Origin of the sequence: Cellulomonas olei (assembly GCF_039548315.1) — a bacterium.
In the GTDB taxonomy this organism is placed as follows: Bacteria; Actinomycetota; Actinomycetes; order Actinomycetales; family Cellulomonadaceae; genus Cellulomonas.
Genome location: NZ_JBCLVN010000035.1, coordinates 35,205 through 41,834 on the forward strand (window position 1 = coordinate 35,205; position 6,630 = coordinate 41,834).

Consider the following 6,630-nt stretch of genomic DNA (forward strand, 5'->3'; position numbering starts at 1 on the left):
TCCTCGCCGGTCCTGCGGTTCATTACTCCACTAATGAACCACAGCACCTCGCTCCCGCACAAGCCCGGGCAGCACGGAGCCCGCCGCGGCGGGCGTGACGGTGCGGCCGTCACGCCCGCCGGGCGGGCTCGGGGAGGCGTCAGGCCCGGGCGGCGCCCAGGCGCGCGGCCAGCAGCTCCGCGACCTGCACGGCGTTGAGGGCCGCGCCCTTGCGGAGGTTGTCGTTCGAGATGAACAGCGCGAGGCCCCGACCGTCCGGCGCGCCCGGGTCCTGCCGGATCCGCCCCACCAGGGACGGGTCCGCGCCCGCGGCGGCCTGCGGCGTCGGGACGTCCGCGAGCTGCACCCCCGGCGCGCCGGCGAGCAGCTCGTACGCGCGCTGCGGCGTGATCGGCCGCTCGAACTCCGCGTTCACGGACAGCGAGTGGCCCGTGTACACCGGCACCCGCACGCAGGTCCCGGACACCAGCAGGTCCGGGATGCCCAGGATCTTGCGGGACTCGTTGCGGAGCTTCTGCTCCTCGTCGGTCTCCAGCAGGCCGTCGTCGACGATCGACCCCGCGAGCGGGATGACGTTGAACGCGATCGGGGCGACGTACGTCACCGGCTCCGGGAACGTCACGGCCGACCCGTCGTGCACGAGGGCGAGCGTGTCCTGCCCGACCGCCGCGCGCACCTGGCCGTCCAGCTCCCGCGCGCCGGCGAGCCCGCTGCCGGACACCGCCTGGTACGTCGACACGATCAGCCGGCGGAGCCCGGCCTCCTCGTGCAGCACCCGCAGCACCGGCATGGCCGCCATCGTGGTGCAGTTCGGGTTCGCGACGATGCCCTTCGGGATGTCGTCGAGCGCACCGGGGTTCACCTCGGAGACGACCAGCGGCACGTCGGGGTCCATGCGCCAGGCCGACGAGTTGTCGACCACCGTGACGCCCGCCGCCGCGAACCGCGGCGCCTGGGCCTTCGAGGTGGCGCCGCCCGCGGAGAACAGCGCGACGTCGAGCCCGCTCGGGTCCGCCGTCGCGGCGTCCTCCACGACGACGTCGCGCCCGCGCCACGGCAGCGTCGACCCGGCCGAGCGCGCGGACGCGAAGTAGCGGATCTCCGCCACCGGGAAGTCGCGCTCGTCCAGCAGCCGCCGCATGACGGCGCCGACCTGACCGGTCGCCCCGACGACGCCGACCCGCAGCCCGGCGCCCACCTGCTCGCTCATCGTCCCGTCCCTCCGTACACCACGGCCTGCTCGTCGGCGCTGTCCAGGTCGAACGCGGTGTGCACGGCGCGCACCGCGTCGTCGAGCTGGTCGGAGCGCGTCACCACCGAGATCCGGATCTCCGACGTCGAGATCATCTCGATGTTGATCCCCGCCTCCGACAGCGCCGCGAACAGCCGCGCGGACACCCCCGGGTGGGACTTCATGCCGGCACCGATCAGCGACAGCTTGCCGATGGTGTCGTCGTACTGCAGCGAGGTGAAGCCGATGTCCGGCTGGTGCTCGGTGAGCGCCGTGGTCGCGGCGGCGCCGTCGCTGGCCGGCAGCGTGAAGGAGATGTCCGTGCGGCCGGTCGCCGCGGCCGAGACGTTCTGCACGATCATGTCGAGGTTCACGCCCGCGGCCGCGACGACCTCGAAGATGCGCGCGGCCTTGCCGGGCACGTCCGGGACGTCGACGATCGTGATCTTGGCCTCGCTGCGGTCGTGCGCGACGCCGGCGATGATCGGCTGCTCCATCGGTGCTCCTTCTTCGTTCGGCGCGTCGGTGACGAGCGTGCCCGTGTGCGTGGAGAACGACGACCGCACGTGCACGGGCACCGCGTAGCGGCGGGCGTACTCGACGCAGCGCAGCATCAGCACCTTCGCGCCGCTGGCCGCCATCTCGAGCATCTCGTCGTAGCTGATCCGGTCGATCTTGCGGGCCGACGGCACGATGCGCGGGTCCGCGGTGAACACGCCGTCCACGTCGGTGTAGATCTCGCAGACGTCGGCGTGCAGGGCGGCCGCGAGCGCCACCGCGGTGGTGTCGGAGCCGCCGCGGCCGAGCGTCGTGACGTCGTTGGTGTGCTGGGTGACGCCCTGGAAGCCCGCGACGATCGCCACGGCGCCGGAGTCCAGGGCGGCGGCGATGCGGCTCGGCGAGACGTCGATGATCCGCGCCTTGCCGTGCACCTCGTCGGTGATGACGCCCGCCTGCTGGCCGGTGAACGACTGCGCCTCCACGCCCAGGCTGCTGATCGCCATCGCGAGCAGCGACATGGAGATCCGCTCGCCGGCGGTCAGCAGGATGTCCATCTCGCGCGACGGCGGCAGCGGGGTCATCTGCTGCGCGAGGTCGATGAGCTCGTCCGTCGTGTCGCCCATCGCGGACACGACCACCACCACGTCGTCGCCCGCGCGCTTGGCCTCCGCGATCCGCTTCGCGACGCGCTTGATGCTGTCGGCGTCGGCGACCGACGAACCGCCGTACTTCTGCACGATGAGGGCCACGAGTGGGGACTTTCCGGGTGGCGGGGTCCGGCCGCGGGGGGCGACCGGCAGGGGTCGGGCGCAGTCTAGGACGCGCCGGCGCCCGTCCCCCCGGGCCGCCCGCATCGCGGGACCGCGCGGTCGCGGCTACAGCAGCGAGGCGGCCAGCCGCACGATCAGCACCGCCACGACCACCAGGAACACCACCCGCACGAACCCGCTGCCCCGGGCGACCGCGGTGCGCGCGCCGAGGTACGACCCCAGGACGTTGGCCGCGCCGACCAGCAGCCCGAGCCGCCACAGCGGGGCCCCCTGCGCGGCGAAGACGACGAGCGCCCCGAGGTTGGTGGCGGCGTTCACGATCTTCGCCTGCGCGGACGCCTCGAGGAACGCGTACCCGAGCACGCCGACCAGGGCGATGACCAGGAACGACCCCGTGCCCGGTCCGAGCAGGCCGTCGTAGAACCCGATGCCGGCCCCCAGGCCGAGCGCCACGAGCAGGTGCGTGCGCCCCTGCCAGCGCAGGGCGGTGGCCCGCCCGACCTGCGGCCGGGCGACCGTGTACGCGGCGACCGCCACCAGCGCCACGAGGATCACGGGCACGAACACGTCCTCGGGGAGCAGCGACGCGAGCCCCGCCCCGCCGGCGGCGCCGGTCAGCGCCGCGAGCGCCATCGGGCCCGCCGTCGCCAGGCCGGGCTGCACCCGGCGGTAGTAGGTCGCCGCGCTGACGGACGTCCCGAGGATGCCGGCGAGCTTGTTCGTGGCGAGCGCCTGCACCGGGCTGATGCCGGGCACGAGCAGCAGCGCCGGCAGCTGCACCAGACCGCCCCCGCCGACCACGGCGTCGACCCAGCCCGCGGCGAAGCCGGCCAGGACGAGCAGCAGGACGGTGCCGAGGGTGAGCTCCAGCCCGGAGACCGTCACGAGGCGGTCGCGCGGTGCGCGGCCACGATCGCGGCGGCGGCGCGACGCAGGTGCTCCGCGACCGTCGCGCCGGCCTCGGGACCGCCGACGTAGCCCGCGACCATCGCGCCGTCACGGAGCATGACGAGCTCCTCGGCAGCGGCCGTCGCGTCGGGGACGCCCAGCTCCGTGAGCAGCTCCGCGGCCGTCGCGACCATCCAGCGCCGGTGCTCGGCGACCACCGCGCGCACCGGGTGCGACGGGTCGGCGTACTCGGCCGCGGCGTTGATGAACGGGCAGCCCCGGAACCCCGGGAGGCACGCCGCACCCCCGAGCACGTCCGCGTAGGCGTCGAGCACCGTGCGGGGGTCCGCGGGGTGCGCGGCCCGGTAGCCGTCCACCGCGGCGCGCTCGGCGTCGGCGACCGACGTCAGGTACGCCACGACGAGGGCGTCCTTGGTGGGGAAGTGCCGGTAGAACGTGACCTTCGAGACCCCGGCCTCGGCGATGACCCGGTCGGCGCTGACGGTGCGGATGCCGTCCGCCGCGAAGCGCCGGGAGGCGGCGTCGAGGATGCGGGCGGCCACGGGCGACGCGGGCCGGGCGGGGGCGGGCGTCGGCGCGGACGTCGGCACGGCGGTCTCCCCTCGGGTCGGTGCGGCGCGGGCGTGGCCCCTCGCGCCGATCCAGTCTGGCATGGCGGCGCGGGGCGTGGTTCACTGTAGACGTACTAGTTCGTCTACATGCATCGAGCACGAGGAGCACCGCATGAGCGCCGTCTACACCGCCATCGCCACGTCGACCGGCGAGGGCCGCGCCGGGGGCCGGGTCGCCTCCGACGACGCCGTGCTGGACCTGACGCTCTCCGTGCCGCCGGCCATGGGCGGCCCCGGCGGCGGCACGAACCCCGAGCAGCTCTTCGCGGCCGGGTGGGCGGCGTGCTTCCACTCCGCCCTCAAGGGTGTGGCGGCCGCGGCCAGGACGCCGATCCAGGACTCCGCCGTCGTCGCCGAGGTCGGCATCCTGCCCAACGGCTCCGGCGGCTACACGCTCGAGGCGGCGCTGCACGTCGAGCTGGGCGGCGTCGACCAGGAGACCGCCGAGCGGCTCGTCGCGCAGGCGCACCAGGTGTGCCCCTACTCCAACGCGACCCGCGGCAACATCGAGGTCACGCTCGAGACCACCGTCGGCTGACCCGGTCCCCGCGCCGCCTCGCGCGGCGCGGGGTCGGCACCGCGCGCGGGGTGCCCGGGGCGGTCTCAGCGCTGCAGGGCGTCGTACTCCGCCTCGGCGGCGACGTCGTCCTCGACGTCCAGCCGCAGGTGGGCGAGCAGCGTCTGCAGGGTGCGCAGCACGCTCGACGCGCGCTCGCCCCACGTGGACAGGTACGAGAACTGCCACCACCACAGCGCCTCGAGCACGTGCCCGCGGTCGTAGTGCCGCAGGCCCTGGACCAGCGCACCGGCGATCGCCACGAGGTCGCCCGACAGCGTCGCCGCGCCGACCTCCGTGCCGAGCACCGGGTCGACCACCTCGGCGTACTCGTCCACGCCGTCCAGGACGTTCGCCAGCGCCGACCGCAGCGGGTCGACGTCCGGGTCCGGGCCGACGTCCGGCTCGTAGCGCTCGCTCGGCACCACGTCGACGATCGCCCCGAGCCGCGCGCCGACACCCAGCACGTCCGACACCGCGAGCAGCAGCAGCGGGATCGCGGCGTCCGGGTTCGCGCCGGCACCGACCTCCGTGACCGTCGAGAGGAAGGCCCGGGACTCCCGCGCGACCGACTCGGCGACGGCGCGCAGGTCCGCGGCCTCGCCGTCGGGCACCGGGGCGGCGTCCGCGGTGACGGGTGCGTCGTCAGATCGGGTCACGCGGGCCATCGTGCCCCTCCTGCGGGCGACACGCCCAACGGCCGGCCCGCGCGATGGCAGGCACCCAGGTCAGGCGCTGATGCGCCGGCGCCCCTCGAACGCCCGGCCCAGCGTCACCTCGTCGGCGTACTCGAGGTCGCCGCCCACCGGCAGGCCCGAGGCCAGCCGGCTGATCGTCAGGCCCATCGGCACCAGGAGGCGCGCCAGGTACGTGGCCGTGGCCTCGCCCTCGACGTTCGGGTCGGTGGCCAGGATCACCTCGGTGACCGTCCCGTCGGCCAGGCGGGTCATGAGGTCCTTGATCCGCAGGTCGTCCGGGCCGACGCCCGCGATCGGGTTGATGGCCCCGCCGAGCACGTGGTACCGCCCGCGGAACTCGCGCGTGCGCTCGATCGCCACGACGTCCTTCGGCTCCTCGACGACGCACAGCACCGCCGCGGAACGCCGCGGGTCGCGGCAGATGCGGCAGAGGTCCTCCTCCGCCACGTTGCCGCACTGCACGCAGAACCGGACGCGGGCCTTGACCTCCGTCAGGGCGTCGACCAGACGGCGCACGTCCGTGGGGTCGGCCGCGAGGATGTGGAACGCGATGCGCTGGGCGCTCTTCGGCCCGACCCCGGGCAGTCGCCCGAGCTCGTCGATCAGGTCCTGGACCGCGCCCTCGTACACGCGCACAGCCTACGGCCCGGCACCCACACCGGCCCCCGCGCCGCTCCGGCCGGGCGCACCCGCCCGGCGCGGGTGGTCGTCCGGATCAGAACGGGCGGTCCTCCGGCTCCTCGACCACGGTGGCGCCGAGCATCTGGGCCAGCAGCGGCACGCCCGACAGCCCGGAGGACCCGATGTCGGGGTCGTCCATCGACGGCTCGTCGTCCGCCCACGTCACGCGGGGAGCACCCGGTGCCGCACCACCCGCGCCGCCGCCCGCGGCCGCGGCGCGCGCCGCCGCCCGCACACGGTCGGCACCGCTCGGCGGGGCGGGGGCCCAGTCGTCCTCGGGCGGCGGCTCGGCAGCACCGGGGTCGTCCGGGTCGGTGTCCCACGGCGGCGGGGCGGAGGGTGCCCGGTCGCGGGCGGTCCCGGGCCGCGGCGTCGCGTCGTCCCCGGGCGCTCCGGGGCGACCCGCACCGCCGGTACCGGTGGCGGGCCGGGCCGCACCGCCGGACGTGGACGGGGCGGGGGCTCCCGCCGGGCGATCGTCCCCGGGGTCCCCCACGGCGGGCGGTGCCGACGGCCCGGCGGACGGACGCGTGGCCGCGCCCGGCTCCCCGGCCGCGCGCCGGCCGTCCGGCGCGGGCCGGGTGGCCCCGTCGGGGTCGTCGTCGGCCGCACCGTCCGCACTCACGTCGGGGGCCGGCCCGTCGTGCGGCGCACGCGCGCCGGGCTCGGGCGC

Annotated in this window: 8 protein-coding genes; 1 reads left to right on the plus strand and 7 read right to left on the minus strand. The window is 75.7% G+C overall.

All coding sequences use genetic code 11. From position 1 onward, the window contains the following. Positions 1–139 precede the first annotated feature (139 nt). The 4 genes from AAHH18_RS11855 to AAHH18_RS11870 form a co-directional block, all read right to left on the minus strand. Positions 140–1,210, minus strand: a complete 1,071-nt coding sequence (locus AAHH18_RS11855) for an aspartate-semialdehyde dehydrogenase (RefSeq protein ID WP_343301772.1) — start codon at positions 1,208–1,210, stop codon at positions 140–142. Next, positions 1,207–2,481: an aspartate kinase gene (locus AAHH18_RS11860; RefSeq protein WP_283318510.1), complete on the minus strand. Its 1,275-nt coding sequence runs from the start codon at positions 2,479–2,481 to the stop codon at positions 1,207–1,209. Before AAHH18_RS11860 ends, AAHH18_RS11855 begins: the two co-directional genes overlap by 4 nt. A gap of 126 nt (positions 2,482–2,607) precedes the next feature. Beyond that, a complete protein-coding gene (locus AAHH18_RS11865) occupies positions 2,608–3,387 on the minus strand; it encodes a TSUP family transporter (protein WP_283318511.1) in 780 nt (259 codons plus the stop codon). After that, complete coding sequence (locus AAHH18_RS11870) at positions 3,384–4,001, minus strand: TetR/AcrR family transcriptional regulator (protein ID WP_343301773.1); 618 nt, start codon at positions 3,999–4,001, stop codon at positions 3,384–3,386. Before AAHH18_RS11870 ends, AAHH18_RS11865 begins: the two co-directional genes overlap by 4 nt. A gap of 133 nt (positions 4,002–4,134) precedes the next feature. Here AAHH18_RS11870 and AAHH18_RS11875 point away from each other — a divergent pair, with 133 nt between their 5' ends. Then, positions 4,135–4,560: an organic hydroperoxide resistance protein gene (locus tag AAHH18_RS11875; protein WP_343301774.1), complete on the plus strand. Its 426-nt coding sequence runs from the start codon at positions 4,135–4,137 to the stop codon at positions 4,558–4,560. Between the two features lie 65 nt (positions 4,561–4,625). Here AAHH18_RS11875 and AAHH18_RS11880 read toward each other — a convergent pair whose 3' ends face one another. From AAHH18_RS11880 to AAHH18_RS11890, 3 genes are all read right to left on the minus strand, one after another. Beyond that, positions 4,626–5,192, minus strand: coding sequence for a DUF5063 domain-containing protein (locus AAHH18_RS11880; protein WP_283321914.1), 567 nt, complete (start codon positions 5,190–5,192; stop codon positions 4,626–4,628). A 114-nt stretch (positions 5,193–5,306) separates the two neighbouring features. Beyond that, positions 5,307–5,906, minus strand: coding sequence for a recombination mediator RecR (gene recR / locus AAHH18_RS11885; RefSeq protein WP_283318513.1), 600 nt, complete (start codon positions 5,904–5,906; stop codon positions 5,307–5,309). 85 nt (positions 5,907–5,991) lie between these two features. Next, positions 5,992–6,123, minus strand: a complete 132-nt coding sequence (locus tag AAHH18_RS11890) for a hypothetical protein (protein ID WP_283318514.1) — start codon at positions 6,121–6,123, stop codon at positions 5,992–5,994. Between the last annotated feature and the right edge of the window lie 507 nt (positions 6,124–6,630).

Coding starts and splice junctions, on each gene's coding strand:
- AAHH18_RS11855 (WP_343301772.1), bottom strand. CDS start 1,210: ATGAGCGAGCAGGTGGGCGCCGGGCTGCGGGTCGGCGTCGTCGGGGCG.
- AAHH18_RS11875 (WP_343301774.1), top strand. CDS start 4,135: ATGAGCGCCGTCTACACCGCCATCGCCACGTCGACCGGCGAGGGCCGC.